Annotated in this window: 16 protein-coding genes; 11 read left to right on the forward strand and 5 right to left on the reverse strand. The window is 41.4% G+C overall.

Going from position 1 to position 19,440, the window contains the following annotated elements; all coding sequences use genetic code 11:
- Positions 1-342: 342 nt before the first annotated feature.
- The 3 genes from EKM81_RS03450 to EKM81_RS03460 all read right to left on the reverse strand — a co-directional run bounded on the left by EKM81_RS03450 (position 343) and on the right by EKM81_RS03460 (position 3,456).
- Positions 343-1,260 (reverse strand): magnesium transporter CorA family protein, encoded by a 918-nt coding sequence (locus tag EKM81_RS03450; protein ID WP_125648469.1) that lies wholly within the window; start codon positions 1,258-1,260, stop codon positions 343-345.
- Positions 1,261-1,364: 104 nt separating this feature from the next.
- Entirely contained in the window at positions 1,365-2,375 is a 1,011-nt protein-coding gene (locus EKM81_RS03455) for a lipoate--protein ligase (RefSeq protein ID WP_125648472.1), read from the reverse strand.
- A 202-nt stretch (positions 2,376-2,577) separates the two neighbouring features.
- Positions 2,578-3,456, reverse strand: coding sequence for a DegV family protein (locus EKM81_RS03460; RefSeq protein ID WP_225420162.1), 879 nt, complete (start codon positions 3,454-3,456; stop codon positions 2,578-2,580).
- Positions 3,457-3,752: 296 nt separating this feature from the next.
- On the opposite strand from EKM81_RS03460, the gene EKM81_RS03465 reads away from it, so the two are divergent.
- The gene (locus EKM81_RS03465; RefSeq protein WP_125648474.1) at positions 3,753-4,355 is read left to right on the forward strand and encodes a nitroreductase family protein; all 603 of its coding nucleotides are present in this window, start codon (positions 3,753-3,755) and stop codon (positions 4,353-4,355) included.
- A gap of 279 nt (positions 4,356-4,634) precedes the next feature.
- On the opposite strand, the gene EKM81_RS03470 is transcribed toward EKM81_RS03465, so the two are convergent.
- Positions 4,635-5,027 (reverse strand): reverse transcriptase-like protein, encoded by a 393-nt coding sequence (locus EKM81_RS03470; RefSeq protein WP_125648477.1) that lies wholly within the window; start codon positions 5,025-5,027, stop codon positions 4,635-4,637.
- A 257-nt stretch (positions 5,028-5,284) separates the two neighbouring features.
- Between EKM81_RS03470 and EKM81_RS03475 the strand changes: the two genes are divergently transcribed.
- From EKM81_RS03475 to EKM81_RS03505, 7 genes are all read left to right on the forward strand, one after another.
- Positions 5,285-5,671 carry an EbsA family protein gene (locus tag EKM81_RS03475; RefSeq protein WP_225420165.1) on the forward strand — a complete coding sequence of 129 codons (387 nt, stop codon included), beginning with the start codon at positions 5,285-5,287 and terminating at the stop codon, positions 5,669-5,671.
- Complete coding sequence (locus EKM81_RS03480; protein WP_125648481.1) at positions 5,668-7,335, forward strand: formate--tetrahydrofolate ligase; 1,668 nt, start codon at positions 5,668-5,670, stop codon at positions 7,333-7,335. Before EKM81_RS03475 ends, EKM81_RS03480 begins: the two co-directional genes overlap by 4 nt.
- 34 nt (positions 7,336-7,369) lie before the next feature.
- On the forward strand, positions 7,370-7,837 hold the full coding sequence (gene lspA / locus EKM81_RS03485) for a signal peptidase II (protein ID WP_125648483.1): 468 nt from the start codon (positions 7,370-7,372) through the stop codon (positions 7,835-7,837).
- Complete coding sequence (locus EKM81_RS03490; protein WP_125648486.1) at positions 7,834-8,766, forward strand: RluA family pseudouridine synthase; 933 nt, start codon at positions 7,834-7,836, stop codon at positions 8,764-8,766. Before lspA ends, EKM81_RS03490 begins: the two co-directional genes overlap by 4 nt.
- Positions 8,767-8,911: 145 nt before the next feature.
- Positions 8,912-9,424, forward strand: coding sequence for a bifunctional pyr operon transcriptional regulator/uracil phosphoribosyltransferase PyrR (pyrR, locus tag EKM81_RS03495; RefSeq protein WP_125648489.1), 513 nt, complete (start codon positions 8,912-8,914; stop codon positions 9,422-9,424).
- A 62-nt stretch (positions 9,425-9,486) separates the two neighbouring features.
- Positions 9,487-10,572 carry a carbamoyl phosphate synthase small subunit gene (locus EKM81_RS03500; protein ID WP_125648491.1) on the forward strand — a complete coding sequence of 362 codons (1,086 nt, stop codon included), beginning with the start codon at positions 9,487-9,489 and terminating at the stop codon, positions 10,570-10,572.
- On the forward strand, positions 10,569-13,757 hold the full coding sequence (locus EKM81_RS03505) for a carbamoyl phosphate synthase large subunit (RefSeq protein ID WP_125648494.1): 3,189 nt from the start codon (positions 10,569-10,571) through the stop codon (positions 13,755-13,757). The genes EKM81_RS03500 and EKM81_RS03505 overlap by 4 nt, the downstream gene beginning before the upstream one ends.
- A 247-nt stretch (positions 13,758-14,004) precedes the next feature.
- Here EKM81_RS03505 and EKM81_RS03510 read toward each other — a convergent pair whose 3' ends face one another.
- Positions 14,005-15,726 (reverse strand): Rqc2 family fibronectin-binding protein, encoded by a 1,722-nt coding sequence (locus tag EKM81_RS03510; protein WP_125648497.1) that lies wholly within the window; start codon positions 15,724-15,726, stop codon positions 14,005-14,007.
- 162 nt (positions 15,727-15,888) lie between these two features.
- On the opposite strand from EKM81_RS03510, the gene EKM81_RS03515 reads away from it, so the two are divergent.
- The 3 genes from EKM81_RS03515 (at position 15,889) to EKM81_RS03525 (ending at position 19,152) form a co-directional block, all read left to right on the forward strand.
- Entirely contained in the window at positions 15,889-16,323 is a 435-nt protein-coding gene (locus EKM81_RS03515; protein ID WP_125648500.1) for a MarR family winged helix-turn-helix transcriptional regulator, read from the forward strand.
- 114 nt (positions 16,324-16,437) lie between these two features.
- Positions 16,438-17,310, forward strand: a complete 873-nt coding sequence (locus EKM81_RS03520) for a DegV family protein (RefSeq protein ID WP_125648503.1) — start codon at positions 16,438-16,440, stop codon at positions 17,308-17,310.
- 150 nt (positions 17,311-17,460) lie between these two features.
- Positions 17,461-19,152, forward strand: coding sequence for an oleate hydratase (locus EKM81_RS03525; protein ID WP_125648506.1), 1,692 nt, complete (start codon positions 17,461-17,463; stop codon positions 19,150-19,152).
- Positions 19,153-19,440 lie beyond the last annotated feature (288 nt).

A 19,440-nucleotide genomic window follows, 5' to 3' on the forward strand; every position in this document is an offset into this window, starting at 1 on the left:
TACCGGAATCATGCCGTAAAAGAAATTGCATAGAAACTTTAATTATTTGAACTGTCTACTTGACGCGGACCAGCGCCGACATTAATTTCGGTCGAACAGCTTTTTGATTGTTCTCTCTAAAATTTGGTGATCAATAAGACCAAGGCGTTAGTGATTAAGCAGAACAGATTTTGACGCCATTGCGGGCTTGCTGGTTGTGGAAACACGGCCGAGCGAGTAGGAGACAGTAAACTGCCGCCCGCTCACACCACCATATTCCACGCCATTCAATCGCTGGGACTCTGCCGTCATGCAACTAGAGAGCAACTTAAACTTTTCTCGATAAAGCGAGCTCAGTATTTTTTAAATAAAATGATCGTGCTTCAGCCGATACATGACCCACACAATTGGTGCCACCGAAATCACGACCGAGAATACCCAACTCCATTGCTTGTCAGCTAGTGGGAGCGCCATATTCATCCCGTAAAATCCAAAAATAATTGGTGGGATCATCAGCACAACAGAATAGATTGTCAGTAATTTCATCACTTGATTTAAATTGTTATTCAATAAATTATTAAACGTGTTAGACAGCTTATCAACAATATCGCTGTTTAATTCCAACATTTCTTGGGCCTGATGAGCCTCGACCTCAATATCTTCTAATTGCGCAATATTTTGCGGGCTTAAATTAACATTTTCACCTCGTTTGGCAATTAAACGTAATTGGCCAATTGCGACCAGATTACCATTGGCCCCAGTTAAGAAATAGGTCAGTGCCGTACTTAAATCAGCTAATTCAAAAATATGTTTAGAGGAACTACGCTGATGTAGATGTTCTTCTATTCTTAAGCGACTTTCAGTCATCTTTTGAATATAATCAAAGTAGGTCGTACTAATATCATAAAGTATTGCTAACAATGAATCCCACATACCCCGAGTTTCGTCGGCCTGATTGACAGCATCAACGGCTGATAAGATATGGCTCGTCTGAGCAGTCACAAACACAAATAGCTGATTGCCTTTCAAAATAAAACTGATTGGTTTAATAACGCGCTTATCAGTTTCATTAGCTGTCACTGGAACATTATAAACAATCAACCAACTGCTGGTAAACGGATTATACTCTACACGCGCGCGTTCCAAGGGGTCAGTGGCATAACGTAAAAATTCAGTGGTTAAATGATAATCCTGTAATAATTTTTCCCGATCCGCAGCGGTTTCATCAACTATGGCAATAATCTGATTATTAGCTTTCGTAACTGGTCCGACTCTTAGCATCGACTTTCTCCTTCAATTCTAATCATATCAATAAGCCTAAAGCAAATATCCTGAATAAACAAGTCATGATTAGAAAAAAGTGGCGGTCGAAACAAAGATATTTCTTAAGCCAATAAGTTAATCAATTGCTCACGTGTAATGCCCGTGAAATAGTCACTCACATTAATTTTCTCCAAAGCCGTGGTTAAATGACCGCGATCATAAATTACCCCAGTCAATGAAGCCGCTAGTTCATGAACATCACGAGGACCAAAGAAATCACCAAAAAAGGTGAGGGCGGTCAGCCGACCATTTTCAACTAAAAGGCGCGCATCAATTGTGCCATAGTCGAAGTGCTGCCGCCGCTGAATACTAAATTGCGGATTTTTGCCATAAACCCAATTCCAATTACGATAAGTTGCCGCTGCAATTTGATCAATTTCTTTTTGATCATTAGCCGTTAATTGGTACTCATGTGCTTTAATTGCTGCCAAATCAGTCACACCATAAATCTCTTTCAACAACTCATCACGAAATTCAGCGGTGGTTAGATTTTGATATTGAGGATTTAAATAGGGACTTAAATTAGTTACGCGCGAACGAACCGATTTAATACCCTTTGACGCAATTTTATCAGCCGGGACGTTCAAGGCATTGGTCAGGACATCAAGGTCAACATCATAAGATAAAGTTCCATGACTGAAAGTTTTACCATTACGGGTATACATCGCATTGCCTGAGAACTTCTTACCAGCAACAAGGATATCATTACGGCCACTAACTTCAACAGAGGCGGCACCCATCTTCCGTAGTGCCGTAACAATTGGTTCAACCATGGCTTTAAAATCGCCAAACTGCTGGTCGTCAGCATTGACAACAAAGCTAAAACATAAGTTACCTAAATCCTGATATACAGCGCCACCACCAGATAACCGGCGAGTAACCGTAATATCATGTTCATCAACATAAGTCTGATTAATTTCTTCAAAGGTATTTTGATTCCGACCAACAATGATACAAGGCTTTTCAATATACAACAGTAGTAGCGGTTCATTAAAATCCTTTTGGTTCATTAAATATTGTTCTGTCGCTAAATTATCACGAATATCATTCTTTGGCATCACGACATAATACATGGTAAATCCCTCCACCCAAAACCATTTTAATTGCCTACTAATTATAAGCTATTCCTCAATAAAGCGCATTAAACTTGTCTGTTCTGATTGCCAAAATTAACTAAAAAAATACCACGTTGATCAAATAAGGCGTCGACGTGGTATTTATAATATTATCTACGTTAATAACTAGGTAGGTAACTAGTGAGTATTAGTTTAAAGACTACATTGTTTCCCAATCACGGGCCCAAATCATTGACATGGCCTTCTCACCAGTATGAACCCCAATGACAGGACCAATAATGCTGGTATCGAATTTAACTTGCGGGAAGCGCTTCGTAAACTCTTGCAACCATTCTGCCTTTACTTCAGGGGCATTGGCGTCAAAAATTGTACAACGAATTGGATATTCCTTGTCAGCAATTGCTGCTGCAAAGTGACTTGAAATCCACTCGAAAGCGCGTTTTGCTTGACGTTCCTTGGCAATTGCCGTGATCTGGCCTTTACCTTTAGCATTAATATCAATGGTTAAAATTGGTTTGATCTTCAATAGACCAGCCACAAAACTTGACGCATTACTTAAGCGACCAGTGCGCCGCAAATGAGACAAGTCATCAACCTCAAAATAAACCCCAGTTGTTTCCCGAAGTTCGGCCAAGGCAGCTAAAATCTTCTCTGGATTGGCACCAGCTTGTGCCATCTTACCAGCTAGTAACGCACTGTATGCAGTTCCAGCACAAGTAATATGCGTGTCAAAAGGATAAATTTTCAGCCGTTTTTCGCGTTCAGCATAAGCCTTAAGATTATTATAAAAAGAACTGATCCCACTAGAAATCACTGGTGCAATCAAAGCTTCATAACCAGCGGCAACTAACTTAGAAACAATAGCTTCAACTTGGCCGATTGATGGTTGAGAACTAGTTGGTAACACTGGATCTGTCCGCAAGCGGTCATAAAACTGTTCCTGACCAACATCAACCATGTCGAGTAGGGTTTCATCCCCCCAAATAATTGGAATCGGTAAAATATTAATATGATAGCGTTGAACTTCTTCCGGTTTCAGATAGGCTGCACTATCTGTCATAACTGCAACTTTCATCATGAGACCCCTTTACAAATAAGATATAAGATTGAATAAATTTTACCATATTCATCGCATTTTTTCACGGTTGAACTTAAGATCAGGGCTAATTATTGCCATGGCCGCGGAATAGCCATCAATGACTACTTCATGATAGTGATGATTAAGTTGTTATTACCAATGATGAACGAAGGGGAGACTGGTCCAACCGCAACGGGAAATTTTTTTAGTCATTTGCGAGAACAAAAGCTTTACTTACTTTAAATCAGCTGATATGATGAATTCATGCTTTTAACTTATTGAGGGAGTGTCATTTTATGAATCAGGATTATTTAAATTTAGCCAAACAACGTCGGTCAATTTATGCTTTAGGTAAAGAAGTATCTTTGAGTGATCAAGAAATTGTTGATTTAGTCGAACCAGTGATTGCAGAATCACCAACGCCGTTTAATAATCAAACGACGCGGGCCGTTTTCTTATTTGGTCAAGCTCATGATCAATTGTGGGATATCGTGATCGAACGACTTAAAACAGAAGTGCCAACTGCCGAAGCTTATGCAAAAACAGTTGCTAAACTAAACAGTTTTAAGGCCGGCCATGGGACGATTCTTTACTTTACTGACATGGCAATTGTTCACCAAATGGAACAAGACTTCGCTTTGTATAAAGATAATTTCTATGACTGGTCAGAACAAGCCCAAGGAATTATGACAATGGGTGTTTGGACGACCTTGGCTAATAATGGCATCGGTGCTAGTTTGCAACATTACAATCCATTGATTGATGAAGCCGTTGCTCAAGCTTTTAATATTCCAGAAAATTGGCGGTTACGCGCTGAAATGCCGTTTGGTTCAATTGTAGCGCCAGCGGGTACTAAAGAATACATGGATGCGGCCGATCGTTTTAAAGTATTTAACTAAATAGCTAAGAAAATAACGGGTGATCAATGAGGCACCCGTAAAAATGAGCATTAACGTAAAATAACGAGCAATTCTGCGAAAGAATTGCTCGTTATTTTACGTTAAGCGGAACCAACTGCTTTTTGCGAACACCTTGTAGCAGCTAAAGGTTGCTTTAATTTTGAAAAAATTAGGTCACTGTTTCTGGGCGATGGCTAAGCCGGTGTCAGGTCAGCCGTAGGTAGCTTGGTAGCACTCGGCCATTGCCGTTAGTAGGCAATTGGGTCATTTCTGAGTTACTCACTGATAAATTGCTGCCCGGGCCAGTTGATGGGCTGCGCGATTTTGACGATCCGCAATTTTTTTGACAAAGAATAGTGGGCACTGATCAGTTAAGGCCAGTATTTGAGCCAGTTCCAAGCCATAGTGCTTACTATAGCGTTTATCTAAACCATCAACTAACAATTGACTATCGGTTTGCAAAACTAAGGTATTGGTGGTAAGTAGCTTGTGGTCGGCTAAGTAGTTCAAAGCCCAGATGGCAGCTTGCCATTCAGCATGATGATTATCACAATAAGCCACTTGCCGGCTTTGCTTGAGTTGTAATTGATGCTGATCATCAGTCAAATAAAACCCCAGGCCCGTTAATTGTCGAGCTTGGTCAACAGCTGCATCAGTATTCAACCATAACATTGCGTCACCTCCTTGTTAGCAGTAATCAAAAAACTAACTTCATTAAGCTTAGTTAATTACTCGCAGCTTGTAAACCAACAACTATTTTCGGTTATTTTTCAAAAATTAATTCTAATTAAGAATCCACTAATCAAAGGAGTTTTTTACTAAGTTCACAGCAGACTATGCTAAAATAGGAAAGTATTACGATAAAAAGTCGATTGAGCGCCAGTAGTTTGCCTCAATTAGCTGAGAATGAAGGGTGTCGCTTGCAGAAAATGAGATTTTACTGTCAACCAGTCAGTTTAAACCGCCTTAATCTATGGCTCTGGCTAAGTTGCATTTTATTTTTAGGAATTATCTTTCAATTGGAAAAAACTGATGCCATTAGTTTAGTGGCAATTATTTTAGGCGTTATTTTTCTGATTTTGGCGATTTATGTTGGGCTTAGTTCATATATCCTGCTTGAACCAGCAGCGCACCAACTTAGCTTACGCTATCCTTTTAGTCGTCAAGGACTCATTATTTCTCCGCAGCAATTCACTTTGGTCAGTGAAAGTCCGCGGACAATTACCATTAAAAGTAAAGGTACTAGTCAATATCGTTTCTGGCTAGGTACTAAAAAAACACAACAACTATTAAAATATTGGGAGGAATTAATTTGAAAAAAGATATTGAAATTGCTCAAGCTGCAACTGTGGCTGAAATCAATCAAATTGCGGCAAAAATTGCTTTAAGTCCCGCTGATATTTCCCCGTATAGTCATGATAAAGCTAAATTACCTTTAACAACCTTAAATAAGTTACGCCAACGCCCCTTAGGAAAATTAGTGTTGGTCACCTCGATTAATCCCACGCCAGCAGGTGAGGGCAAGTCAACAGTGACAATTGGGTTAGCTGATGCTTTAAATCAACTTGACCAACAGGCCGTCATTGCCTTACGGGAGCCTTCTTTAGGTCCGGTTATGGGCATGAAGGGCGGTGCCACAGGTGGTGGTTATGCACAAGTTGTCCCAATGGCCGATATTAACCTTCATTTTACGGGAGATATGCACGCTTTAACAGCTGCCAATAATACTTTAGCGGCGCTAATTGATAATCATCTACATCAAGGTAATCAATTACAACTCGACCCCAAGCGGATTGTTTGGAAACGGGCACTAGATATTAATGATCGTGCTTTACGAGAAACAATCATCGGTTTAGGCAAACCAGCTAATGGCCAAATGCGAAGTGATGGCTTTGATATTACAGTTGCCAGTGAATTAATGGCAATTCTTTGTTTGGCTACTGACTTAACGGATCTCAAGGCGCGCTTAAATCGAATTTTAATTGGTTATACTTATGATCGTCAACCGGTTTTTGTAAAAGATCTTGGTGTTGCCGGCGCTTTAACGGTGTTATTAAAAGACGCCCTGCAGCCTAATTTAGTTCAAACGCTTGAACAGACACCGGCTATTATCCATGGGGGACCTTTTGCAAATATTGCCCATGGTTGTAACAGTATTCTAGCGACTGAGGCTGCGCTTCATGCCGGTCAATATGCGATTACTGAGGCTGGTTTTGGCGCTGATCTCGGCGCTGAAAAATTCTTAGATATTGTGACACCGCAATTACCTAAAGCGCCTGATGTGATCGTGGTGGTAGCCACAGTTCGCGCGCTTAAATACAATGGCGGTCAAGCGTTAGCCGATTTAGATCAGGAAGATTTAACTGCCCTAGAGAAGGGTTATGCTAACCTACAGCGTCACTTACAAAATATGCAAAAGTATGGCATCCCAGTTGTGGCTAGTATTAATCGTTTCGCACAGGATACGACTGCCGAATTAGATTTATTGCAAAACTTGATTAGTGCTGATGGCGTGGCCAGTGCTTTAACAGAGGTCTTTGCCAAGGGCAGTCAAGGTGGCCGCGACCTTGCTAAATTAGTTATGACAGCCAGTCAACAACCAGCTAACTATCAACGTTTATACCAAGACGACCAATCACTAACTGATAAAATGACGACGATTGCCCAAGAAATTTACGGTGCGCAGGGAATTGAACTTACTGCAACTGCGCAACGACAATTGCGATTACTAAAGCGTCAGGGCTGGACGAATTTACCTATTTGTATTGCCAAGACCCAATATTCCTTCTCGGATCAAGCCAAGTTATTAGGCGCGCCCAGCGGTTTCACCCTAACAATCCGCGATTTGATTCCTAAATTAGGCGCCGGTTTTATCGTCGCGTTGGCTGGTAACATCTTAACAATGCCAGGACTTCCGCAACATCCCGCTGCAGAAAAAATTGATATTGATGCACAAGGGACAATTACTGGTCTCTTTTAGTAGTAAACAAATATAAATAGTATAGGTGGAAATTATGCGACTGCTCATTTTAGTCTTTGGAATTTTAGTAATTGGCGCTGATCAATGGTTAAAAAGCTGGATCAGCAGTAGTTTAGCGATACAACAACAAGTCACCTTAGTCCCTGGTTGGCTGTCTTTAACCAATATTCGCAATACTGGCGCTGCTTGGAGCAGTTTTGAAGGCCAGACTTGGTTTTTCTACTTAATCACAATTATCGCATTGGCAATTGTGATTCCGCTATTGATCAAGGCTTACCGTCAAAAAACTAGTGTTACTTTTTATACTGGCTTAGTTTTAATTATTGCTGGCACCATTGGCAATTTTATTGATCGGGCCAGCCAAGGTTATGTGGTTGATATGTTCCAACTGGATTTTGTTAATTTTCCCATCTTTAACATTGCAGATATGGCGTTAACAGTTGGGGTCATTTTATTATTTATTTATGTTATTTTTCTGGATAAGGATACCGATACTAAATGAAAACTTACCAAATAACAATTACCACAGAAAATGGACGTTTGGATAAAGTGCTTAGTGAACAACTTGCTGACTTAAGCCGCAGCCAAGTCCAAGCGGCCATTAAAGCTGGACGTGTCCAAGTTAATCAAGTGCCACTGACGAAAGCAAAATATGCCGTTCAAGCTGGTGATCAAATCAACTTGACAGTACCAGAACCAGCACCGATTGAAGCAGTACCAGAACCGATGGCGCTTGATATCGTTTATGAGGATGATCAAGTGATTGTTGTCAATAAGCCGCAAGGGATGGTCGTTCATCCAGCACCGGGTCATCTTCATGGGACTTTAGTCAACGGATTATTGGCTCATGGTCAGTTAGCCAGCATTAATGGTAAAATTCGGCCAGGAATCGTCCATCGAATTGATAAGGATACTTCCGGGTTATTGATGGTGGCCAAAACTGATTTGGCGCAGCAATCATTAAGTCAACAGTTAAAAGCAAAGACGAATCTGCGGGAATACTTAGCGATTGTTCATGGCACAATTGCTGAGGAGCAGGGGACAATCGATGCGCCTTTAGCTCGTGATCCGCGTAATCGTCAACGGCAAGCTGTTGTTGCTGGCGGTCGGCGGGCAGTTACTCATTTCAAAGTACTCGAACGGTTTCCTGGTTACACTTTAGTTAGTTGTCGTTTAGAGACTGGCCGAACACATCAGATTCGCGTACATTTCCAGTATATTGGCCATCCCTTAGCTGGTGATCCGGTGTATGGTCCTAAGAAGACTTTATCAGGCCATGGTCAGTTTCTACATGCAGCTAAATTAGGGTTTACTCATCCCACCAGTGGTCAGTGGCTAGCATTTTCAGCACCTGTCCCAACAATTTTTGCGACAACTTTGGCTAAGTTACGCCGTCAAGCCGCAGGTGAGCAGTCACTTGACAGCAAGTAAGTTAACCACTACACTAATTATAAATTCACATCCTTTAAATAGTCCCGCGAGGCTACAAGGTTAGTTCGACGCCAACTAGAAACGGCCGTCATTAACTCACTCCAGGGTCATTGAACCATGGGGTGTTTTTTATCAGGAGGGTATTATGGCAAAAGTTATTTTGGATAAAACAGCAATGCAACGTGCTTTAACACGAATCACTTATGAGATTATTGAACAAAATCGTGGCCTCAATGATTTAGTTATTGTCGGGATCAAAACCCGCGGGGCGATTCTTGCGCAACGGATTGGTGAACGGATTGCGCAGCTTGAAGGAACCAAAGTGCCGATCGTGACTTTAGACATTACTGATTATCGGGATGATCGGCCCCAAGCAAGTAAACAGCCACTTGACTTAGGCCTGTCGATCACTGGCAAAAATGTCGTCTTAGTGGATGACGTGCTTTATACTGGTCGCACCATTCGCGCTGGTTTAGATGCCTTAATGGCTGCTGGACGGCCACAAAAAATCGCCTTAGCAGTGCTCGTGGATCGTGGCCATCGCGAACTCCCAATTCGGCCAGACTTTGTTGGAAAAAATATTCCAACCGCTCGTTCGGAAAAGGTCAAAGTTCAAGTTGAAGAAATTGATCAACAGGAACAAGTTTTATTGGCTTAACGAATTGACTTAGCTTTGAAGCTTATTAAACAGAAATCCAGTTAGATTGAAGGTCGATTTTTTTGAAACGTTACCTCATCCTTGAAGATGGCACTGTTTTCCCAGGCAATGCTTTTGGCGCGCGAATCAACACTACTGGTGAACTTGCATTATACACAGGGGCTACTGGCTATCAAGAAACGATTACCAACGACAATTATGCTGGCCAAATCGTGGCCTTTACCTACCCACAACAGGGTGCCACTGGGATTAACCGTGATGATTACGAAGCCATTCAGCCAACAATAAAGGGGATGGTCATTGGTGAAAATTATCAACTCCCGAGTCATTGGCAAGCGCAAATGACCCTAGATCTGTTCTTGCAAGCACAGCGAATTCCTGGGTTAATGAATGTGGATACCCGGCGTTTGGCTCGTCATTTGGCAAAGTACGGTAATATGAAGGCCAGTTTTATGGATACCCATGATGCCCATGCTCATGACCAGATCAAGGCGCTCGTAATTGCTAATAATCAAGTCAGCCAAGTATCGACTAAACAGCCATTTCCCAGCCCCAATATTGGTAAAAATGTTGTCGTCATTGACTTAGGCCTTAAAAACACCGTCTTACGTGAACTTTCAAAACGTCAATGTAATGTGACTGTTTTACCCTTTGACGCCGATAGCGACATGATCAACACCATTGCACCAGATGGCATTTTAGTTAGCAACGGTCCCGGAAAACCGGAAGCTTTAACCAAGACAATTGCAACTTTAAAGGCTGTTCAAGAACGCTATCCGATTTTTGGGATTGGCTTGGGATTTGCTGTCATGGCATTGGTTAATGATGTGCCAGTTTTACCACGACCAGTCAGTCAGCATCGCATTAATTTGGCCGTCCGCGAGAAAATCACTCAAAACACTAATTTTGCTGCTCAAAATAGTAGCTTTTATTTGCCAGAATTACCAGCGAATTCTGATTTATTCGTGACTCATGTGGCCGTTAATCATCAAGAAGTTTTAGGTTACCGACACCGGTATTTTCCTAACTTTGCGATTAATTTTGATCCAGAAGCAGCTGCTGGACCTTGGGACACGTTACACTTTTTTGATGATTTTATTGATTTAATGGATGCAAATATTAGTCGAAAGCAGAGGCTAGAATCATGAGTAAACGAACTGATTTAAATAAAATTCTAGTCATTGGTTCCGGACCATATGTCGTCGGGCAATCCACTGAATTTGATTATTTAGGCACGGAAACTGTCGTTACCTTAGCACAGGCAGGCTATCATGTGATTCTCGTTAATTCCAATCCGGCAACTAATATGACTGATCGTTATCCCAATGTTAGCGTTTATTTAGAGCCAATTACATTGAAGTTTTTGACAGAAATCATTCGTAAAGAACTGCCTGATGCAATTCTGGCTAACGTTGGTGGACAAACAACAATTAATCTAGTACTGCAATTACGACAATCAGGATTATTAGATCAGCTTAATATTCAAACAATTGGCACCGACTTAACTCATGAAAATCCTGCAACTGATGTGGATCAATTTCAAGCGTTAATGGAGCAGTTAAATTTACCACTGTTAAGTTCACTTTTTATTGACCAACTTGACCAGATTCCCCAAGCAATCGATCGTTTGGGATGGCCAATTATGGTACGACCAGTTAATTCAATTGGTGGCACTGGCGGTGGCCTCGCCGAAAACCAGACACAATTGGAAAAAGTGTTTGGTCAGGCAACAGCAATTTCTCCATTCCATCAAGTCGCATTAAGTCAAAGTGTCCTTGGGGCTAAAGAGATTGAATTCGAAGTTTTACGAGATCATGCAGATCAGGTTGCTGCCATTTTTAACTGTGAACAACTTAATCAGGTCGGCATTCATTCTGGTGATTCGATTGCGTTAGCGCCCATCCAAACTTTAACTGATCGACAGGTTGAAGCCTTGCGGGCAATGGCAATTACAATTACCCGGCAATTACAAGTTGTCGGTTCTTGCAACATTCAATTTGCAGTGGATACTAAAACCGATCAAGTTTGGATTTTAAAAGCGACCGCACGCTTAGGTCGAACGAGTGCCTTTGCTGCCAAAGCCTTAGGTTATCCCATTGCTAAAGTGACCGCCTTATTAGCAGTGGGGCTACGTCTGGACGAAATCGCCCATCCCTATGAGTCTGGGAGTACTGCCTTAGTCGAGCCAGCGTTTGATTATTTAGTTTGCAAATTCCCTGGCTGGTCGTTTGACCGTGTTTCAGGTGCTGATCGGACTTTAGGCGCTGAAATGAAGGCTACTGGTGAAGTGATGGTCTTCGATCGTAATGTTGAGGCTGCTATTCTAAAAGGGGTCCGTTCTTACAATTTACGAGTTGATCATCTTTGGAAAGCTGAAATTGCCGCATTAGATGACGATCAATTAACAGCCTATTTAATTCATCCCACTGATGAAGAAATATTTTGTTTAGCAGAAGCATTGCGACGCGGCTATTCGGTAACTGATTTAAGTCATATTTCCAAAATCGACGCCTTCTTTATTCAAAAAATTCAAAATATCGTTCAATTGGAACAAGAACTAGTGGCTCATAAAGCCGATATTGAAACTTTGCGGCGAGCAAAATACTATGGCTTTTCTGACTTAGAAATTAGTCGGCTCTGGGAGATCACAACAGATCAATTACGAATTTTTCGCAAGGAAGCCGATATTGAACCAGGTTTCCAAGAAATCAACAGTTTGGCCAGCAATCCCTTAGTCCATTCAAATCAATTCTTTATTACCTACGCCACTGAAAATGAGATTTCTGAGCAGGCTCATAAAGAGAAAGTCTTCGTTATTGGTGCCGGTCCTACGAAAGTTGGTCAGGGGAGTGAGGTTGATTATGAAACGGTCCATGGCTTAGAAGAATTACGACGGCTGGGGTATGAAACAATTCTACTCAATAATAATCCCGATGCATATTCAACCAGTGTACAACTCGCTGATCATTTGTATTACGCGCCAATCAACGCTGAAGCTGTTTTGAATATTGCTAACGTTGAACGGCCAACTTATGTCATCACACAACTAGGCGGTAAGTCGGCCAGTAAACTGACCGCCGCTTTGGCAGACGCTGGCTTACAAATTCTTGGTGCGACTGGCGCAGCCTTAGATCAGGTTCATCAACCTGAGAAAATGCAACGATTATTAGCTGACTTACATTTATTGGGACCTAGAATTCGTCAGATCACGGAACCTTTAGCTGACGCCACTAGCCAGGAATGGGCCCGTCAATTGCCATATCCAATTCTAATCCATCCCAATCCTGAACATCGTTTCTCACCAACAGAAATTCTTAAAAGTGAGACAGATTTACAGCATTATCTGGCTCGCTTTAAGCGTGATTTGGCAAATTATCCCTTTACGATCCGAGAATTTTTAAGTGGCGATAAATATGAAGTTGACGGCATTTATGACGGCGAGCAAGTTTTGATTACTGGTATCATGGAGCATTTAGAGCATTCTAGTTTGCATTCTGGGGATGCCATGACAATTAGCCCCGCTCGTAATTTAAGTGACGCCATCTTATCCCAGATCAAACAAGTCTTTTTGCAATTTGGCCAGCAATTGCAAATGCGCGGTTTCATGAATATTCGTTTCTTAGTTAAGGATGAGTTATTATACGTCTTGGCCGTTGATTTAAAGGGCAGTCGTAATCTTGCCTTTATTAATAAAATGACCAAAGAATCGATTATTGCACTAGGGGTTAAGGTGCTGATGGGTAGTCGCTTAGTTGATTTAGGCTATCAAGATAACCAAGTACTGACCACAGCTAATGTCCATGTTCGTATTCCAGTTTATTCATTCACCAAAATCAACCAGCGGCAAAAATTAGCCAAGGCTCAAATGAAAACAACTGGTGAAGCGATTGGCTCTGATCTCACTTTTGAAAAGGCACTCTATAAGGCATTAGAAGCTGCGCGACAGCCATTACCAGCTTATGGGCGAATTTTATTCTCAATTGCTTCGCACGATTTAAACCGCGGTTTGGAAATTGCTCAACGTTTTAAACGTCTTGGTTACCAAATCGTTGCCACTGCCCACACCGCGACTAAATTTCAACGTTCTGGGTTAGCAACTGATTTCGTTCACGATATTGGTCAACGCCAACCAGATATTGCAGCAGAAATCAGTCAAGGCAATATTCAAATGGTGATCAATACCACCGAGTGGCGGGGCCCAGTGAGTATGTCAGGCGCTTTGTTGCGAGAATTATCGGTAATGCATAATGTCCCCTTGATCACCACTTTAGATGAGGCGGAAGCAATCTTAACGGTTTTAGAATCACGGGCATTTGCAATCGAACCCTTATAATCTGACTATTACACCTTGATTCAAGTTAACTGTTAAATTGAACAACAAAAAAGGCCTGTGCCACAATCCTTGATTTATCTAGCGGGATTGTGGCACAGGCTTTGTCGTTGCTAAAAACCGATTTTGAAACAGTTGCAGTCATTTTACTGGTTCATTTAACTTGATGCGACATAATTCGTGTTAAGACACCAATTATTTTGATTATTGCCAGCGTCATCATTAAAGGTATCTAAAGTCTAGTAAGAATTTATTTTTTTTGGCGTAATTGGACTACTAAATCTTGAGTTGGTGTCACATAAATCGTCTGTTGCCCAGTATAAATAACGAAACCAGGTTTGGCCCCATTAGGTTTATGAATAGCTTTTACTTGAACATAGTCAACTGGCACCTGACTGGATTGACGTGCCTTGGAGAAATAAGCCGCCAGCATCGCCGCCTCTTTAATTGTTTCCGGAGTCGGGTGATCACTTTGAATAATCACATGTGAACCAGGCATGTTTTTAGTATGCAGCCAAATATCTGTCTTGCGAGCCTTCTTCAGCGTTAATTGATCATTTTGTAAATTATTCTTCCCAACTAAAATTGAAGTCCCATCACTGGCATAAAATTGTTCAGCAGGATTAATTTTAACGCGCAGTTTTTTCCGCTTTTGCGTCCGTCGCAATACACCTTGTTGTTCTAATTCAACCCGAATATCTTCAATATCCTTAGGCTCGCCAACCTCAACCTGAGCCTGAACGCCTAAAAGGTAATCCAACTCGGCTTGCGTTTCCTCAATCTGTTCTTGAACCACGGTTAAAGCAGTCTTGGCTTTGTTATAGCGCGTGAAATATTTCTGGGCATTTTTAGCCGGTGTTAAATCAGGGGCTAAAGTAATTGTTAGTGGCTTTTCGTCATCGTAGAAGTTGGGCAAGGTTACTTCAGTACCATGTTCAGGTAATTGATGCAAATAAGTGGTCAAGATTTCACCTTTAATTCGATCTTCATCGGCATTATGAGCACGATCAATGGTTTTTGCCAGTTTCTTCAGTTTATTCTCATTACGCTTGATCACATTATTTAACCGTTGCAGCATCGCGCTAGCCAATTGATGTTTGCGGTCTGATTCCGCTTTAGTGCCATAGAAGGAATCTAACATCGCACTTAAACTGTCAAAACCAGTTTGTTGATCAGTCAGACTTTGATAGGGAATCGCACTAAATTGCAGTTGTCCTTTTTCGTTTTTGCCAATCGTCGGTTGTAATTGCGCAAATTCAGCCCAAAAGGATGTCACAATTTCTTTCAGTTCCACGACACTAGTTACCCGTTGTAAACGTGTCGCTAGTTCTTGAGCTGTATCTTTACCTAAACCCTGATAAGCTTGCTGCAAAACTGTCACCGGTCGATTTTTCAAATCTCTTAGTTTTAGCAGCAACTGTTCCCAATCAGCAGTTGTCAGTTCGTGACTGAAAGGCTGCCAACCTGTTTGCTGTTCTGGTTGCACATATTGAGCCCCGGGCATTAATAACCGATAACGATTTTGATCGGGGGAAACATGCTTAATAAGATCAAGAATTTTATTAGTGGCAGTATCAACCAAGATCACATTACTATGGCGACCCATAATTTCCACAATTAATTGTAAATTCTCTTGATCACCCAATTCATCACGCGAGCGAATTTGTAGTGTCAAGATGCGATCATTAGCTACCTGCGTCAAACTAACCAAGCTGGCATTTTCTAAATACTTCCGTAAGGTCATCACAAAAGTTGGCGCTGTTTTAGGATTAGCGTAGGGAATCGTCGTAATTTGTGCCCGTGCTAACTGTGGATTAGCGGATAAGAGCAGCGGGTAATTATGGCGGTGACTCCGAATTACTAACACAACCTCGTGAGGGTAGGGTTGCTGCACCTTAACAATTTTACCGCCCTCAAGTTGGGCTTTTAATTCGGCAGTCATGCCATGGAGAAAGACACCATCAAATGACATTAAAATCATCCTTTCAGAAATAAATAACGTTAAATTTATTTTTTTAAACCAGCAAAAACTTAGTTATTGGTTATCATTGTAAGTTACATCAGAACTATTGTATAATACATGCATTGCAAGAAATCCTAATCAATCGCAGTTTGCGAGAAAGTGAGGCTAATCATGCTTGATTTTACAGCGGTGACCTTAGAGTTTATTAAACAAATTCGTTTAATTGAACAAAAGCTGAGTCTCAGTAATCAATTGCCAGTTTCACAAATGCGTTTATTACTTAAGATGGACCAGACTGAAGTTAATTTACGTTTCTTAAATCAAGAACTGGCACTAGACCCGTCGACCTTAAGCCGACAGTTGGCCGGACTTACTCAAAAGGGCTATGTTCAAGCTGTCAGCAAAAGCGATAAACGGCAACGTGATTACGCTTTAACAGCTAGCGGCTGGGCCAAGCACCAAGACCTATTAAGTCAATTAGCAAGTTTAGAGCAAGCCTTAGTGGCCAATTGGGCACCCGAAGAAGTGCAATTGTTGACAACATTATTAAACCGTCTGACCACACGGACCCACAAATTAACACTCATACCAGACAACAATTCATAAAATAAAGTTAACCATTAATCGCGCCAGCGCCTAGACTACTTATTTTAACATAAATCAAAGTCTGGTACGACAACGGCTATTAAGCCAATTAACAACTGATCAGGGGGACTTATCTTGAAAATTGCAATTGTCACTGACAGCACGGCGTATTTATCTGCCGCTGAGTGTGCTAAGAATCAGATTACGATTGTGCCAATGCCGGTGATCATGGCCGACCAAGTTTACCAAGAGGGTGTTGATTTGACAACTTCGGAATTTTATCGGCGGTTGCGAACTGAGACCACCTTACCAAGTACTTCCCAACCGGCGATTGGCGAGCTACTTAGATTATATGAAAATTTAGGTAACGCTGGCTATGACATTGTTCTCTCGATTCATTTAGCCAGTACTTTATCAGGTTTTTATAATACGTTGAAATCGGCAGTCAATCAGGTTAAGAATACACGTGTTATTCCTTATGATTCTGGCATCACAGTTAAGCTCATGGGCTACATGGCGATTTATGCAGCTCGATTAGCCAAAGCTGGGTCTCCTATAAATGAAATTATTCAACGTTTAGACCAGCTAAAGCAACAAATCAATGAAGTCTTTATTGTCAATGATTTAAAAAATCTAGTCCGCGGTGGGCGCTTATCTAATACATCTGCAGTGATTGGCACGATGCTGAAAGTAAAACCGCTGTTAACTTTCGACGATCAGAGCAACAAAATTGTCCTTTTTGAAAAAATTCGTTCCTTAAAGCGCGCTTATCGTCGTGCTGAAGAGATTTTTGCCACTGACTTTGTTCAAAGTGCCCAACCATTGCGTTTAATTATCATTCACGCCAATGATGAACCCGCAGCTTTAGCCTGGCAGGCAGAAATTCAAGCCAAGTATCCGCAATTGGTGACCGAAATTTCTTATTTTGGCCCCGTCATTGGGACTCACTTAGGTGAAAGTGCGATTGCCTTAGCTTGGTTACCCGATATTTATCAACTAAAAGACTAATCATTCAACAAAGAAAACGCTATTATTTTTTTGACACTTTTAAAAAAGTGTCCTTTTTTTTTACAATGAAAAGTGTTTGACTATTGGTATTCGCAACGAGGTGTTTATAATGAAAGTTGTACAAGGTATTAGATAAGGAGTGATTCGGATATGACTCGTAAAGCATATATGATTGGTGCCGGAGTTGGTAATCTGGCAGCTGGACTTTATTTAATTCGTGATGGTCATTGGCAAGGCAAGCAAATTACCATGTTTGGCCTAGAAACTCATGGTGCTAATGACGGTGCTGCGGTTAGTGATTATGAACATGAATACAGCAACAGTCCTCTAGGTAATAACAAAGGTTACTTAGCTAAAGGTGGCCGGATGCTGAATGAAGAAACTTATGAAAATCTTTGGGACCTTTTGGCCTCAGTTCCTTCAGAAGATCATCCGGGCTGGAGTGTCACTGATGATATCTTGAATTTTGATCATGATCATCCCACTCATGACGTTGGTCGCCTGATGGATAAAACTGAAGGTTTGCGGATCAACGGTGGTAAGAATGATTATCGTCATATGCAATTTAATAACCGCGACCGGAAATTATTAACAAAATTAATGATGATGCCTGAATCCAAGGAATCTGAACTAAACAATATTAGTATTGAAGAATGGTTCCAAAGCAGTCCTCATATGTTCACTACTAACTTCTGGTACATGTGGGAAACAACTTTTGCTTTCAAACGGCAAAGCTCAGCAATGGAATTACGGCGCTATATGAATCGGATGATTCTTGAATTCAGCCGGATCAATACGCTGGAAGGGGTCACGCGGACACCTTATAACCAATACGAAAGTATGATTTTGCCAATGCGTCATTTCTTAGAGAAACAAGGCGTTACTTTCGTTGATAACTGCAAGATCACTGATTTTGTCTTCAAGGATACCCCATTACGTGATGAAATCACGGTCACTGGCTTGAAGTACGAACGGGTTGATAAAAAGCCCGGCGATAAAGATCATACTGGCGAAATCAAGATTGATCCTGATGACTTTGTTTTCGATACTAACGGTTCAATCACTGATAGCAGCTCAATTGGTGACATGGACACACCAATTAAAGAAAATATGGAATACGCAGCCTCGGCTCAATTATGGAAACAAGCTGCTAATCATTTCTTCCAATTAGGTCAACCTGATAAGTTCTTTAATGATCGGGAACAATCTGAGTGGTGTAGCTTCACTGTAACTGCTAAGAATCATTATCTCTTGAATGAAATTGCGCGGATCACTGAACAACAACCAGGGAATGCTTTAAATACCTTCGTTGATAGTAACGAATTATTATCAATCGTTGTGCATCATCAACCACATTTCCATGCCCAAAAGGAAAACGAGACGATTTTCTGGGGTTATAGCCTTTATCCACGTCAGGTCGGTGACTACGTTGACAAACCGTTCATCGAAATGACCGGTCGGGAAATGCTTGAAGAATTCATTGGTCAGTTGGCAGCAATTGATCCAAGTTCTGATAACATTCGTAACCATATGGATAAAATCATGGATAGCATTGTCAATGTCATTCCAGTTTATATGCCATATGCCAGTGCCCTCTTTAACCAGCGGGCAGTGGGGGATCGGCCAGCAGTTGTGCCTAAGGGTTCAACTAACTTAGCCTTTATCAGTCAGTTCGTTGAAATGCCATTTGACATGGTCTTCACCGAACAGTACTCGTTCCGGGCAGCCCAAACAGCTGTTTATCATTTCCTAGGTATTCCTGAAAGTCGCTTAACTAAGATGCATCATTACGAAAAGGATCCACGAATCTTAGCTCGGGCAACGAAGACGATGTTCCGTTAATTTAGGGTTCTAACTTATTAATTCACACAAGCACCATGATGCAACTTCCTGCATGATTCTCACGCCTTTTCCTTGAGGTGTGAGAATTTTTTTGTCTTGCAGTCAAAACACCGATATTGCTGTTATTAAAACTTGCTTTAGTCGCTCCTTAGTTAGGTGACGGCAGGGGCCCAGCGATTTTGAGGGCGTGGAGCGCTGTGGCCGTCGATTTGAGCTTATTGCTTTCAGCAACAATCTCAAATGCGAGGCTTTGACTAGCTGCTAAAGCAGCAAGACAAATTTCACAGC

It is taken from the genome of Lapidilactobacillus gannanensis (assembly GCF_003946675.1).
In the GTDB taxonomy this organism is placed as follows: Bacteria; Bacillota; Bacilli; order Lactobacillales; family Lactobacillaceae; genus Lapidilactobacillus; species Lapidilactobacillus gannanensis.

Excerpts from the sequence above, each read along its gene's own strand:
- EKM81_RS03450 (WP_125648469.1), bottom strand. The coding sequence starts at position 1,260 with ATGCTAAGAGTCGGACCAGTTACGAAAGCTAATAATCAGATTATTGCC.
- EKM81_RS03455 (WP_125648472.1), bottom strand. The coding sequence starts at position 2,375 with ATGTATTATGTCGTGATGCCAAAGAATGATATTCGTGATAATTTAGCG.
- EKM81_RS03460 (WP_225420162.1), bottom strand. The coding sequence starts at position 3,456 with ATGATGAAAGTTGCAGTTATGACAGATAGTGCAGCCTATCTGAAACCG.
- EKM81_RS03465 (WP_125648474.1), top strand. The coding sequence starts at position 3,753 with ATGAATCAGGATTATTTAAATTTAGCCAAACAACGTCGGTCAATTTAT.
- EKM81_RS03470 (WP_125648477.1), bottom strand. The coding sequence starts at position 5,027 with ATGTTATGGTTGAATACTGATGCAGCTGTTGACCAAGCTCGACAATTA.
- EKM81_RS03475 (WP_225420165.1), top strand. The coding sequence starts at position 5,285 with ATGAGATTTTACTGTCAACCAGTCAGTTTAAACCGCCTTAATCTATGG.
- lspA (WP_125648483.1), top strand. The coding sequence starts at position 7,370 with ATGCGACTGCTCATTTTAGTCTTTGGAATTTTAGTAATTGGCGCTGAT.
- EKM81_RS03490 (WP_125648486.1), top strand. The coding sequence starts at position 7,834 with ATGAAAACTTACCAAATAACAATTACCACAGAAAATGGACGTTTGGAT.
- pyrR (WP_125648489.1), top strand. The coding sequence starts at position 8,912 with ATGGCAAAAGTTATTTTGGATAAAACAGCAATGCAACGTGCTTTAACA.
- EKM81_RS03505 (WP_125648494.1), top strand. The coding sequence starts at position 10,569 with ATGAGTAAACGAACTGATTTAAATAAAATTCTAGTCATTGGTTCCGGA.
- EKM81_RS03510 (WP_125648497.1), bottom strand. The coding sequence starts at position 15,726 with ATGTCATTTGATGGTGTCTTTCTCCATGGCATGACTGCCGAATTAAAA.
- EKM81_RS03515 (WP_125648500.1), top strand. The coding sequence starts at position 15,889 with ATGCTTGATTTTACAGCGGTGACCTTAGAGTTTATTAAACAAATTCGT.
- EKM81_RS03525 (WP_125648506.1), top strand. The coding sequence starts at position 17,461 with ATGACTCGTAAAGCATATATGATTGGTGCCGGAGTTGGTAATCTGGCA.